General features: G+C 47.2%; 1 pseudogene. It reads right to left on the bottom strand.

Annotated elements, in window-relative coordinates:
* A pseudogene (locus HMPREF3112_RS06145) lies at nucleotides 1–343 on the bottom strand (glucosyl transferase); the annotation flags it as partial.

The raw sequence follows: 343 nt of genomic DNA, 5'->3' as shown, positions 1-343 counted from the left end.
TGACGTTTGTTTCATTAGGTACTGAAGCTGTCTCATTGGCAGCTCGGTCTGTAGTTACAGCATCACGTGTTTGGCCTGTGGCTGATTCCGCAGGTGCTTGACTTTCGCTTGCAGTTGTTGAAGCTGTTTCACTGGCAGTTTCAGAACTTGCTGTAGAAGTTGAGGCTTGTTCTGAGACATTTGTGGTGTTTTCTGTGCTAGCCACATTTTCAGTAGTAGCAGGAGCTTCGACAACCTTTGTTTCTACGAGGTCTGCTGTGGTTTCCACATTGGCAGTGGTAGCAGCAGTCACATCAAGGTTTGATGAGTTATCAGCTTTAGCTTCCTCAGCGAAGGCAGGTCT

The sequence above is a fragment of the Streptococcus sp. HMSC10E12 genome, from assembly GCF_001807855.1.
GTDB classification, from domain to species: Bacteria; Bacillota; Bacilli; order Lactobacillales; family Streptococcaceae; genus Streptococcus; species Streptococcus salivarius.
The sequence above is the reverse complement of the archived record's forward strand: the minus strand, read 5'-3'. Positions and strand labels throughout refer to the sequence as shown.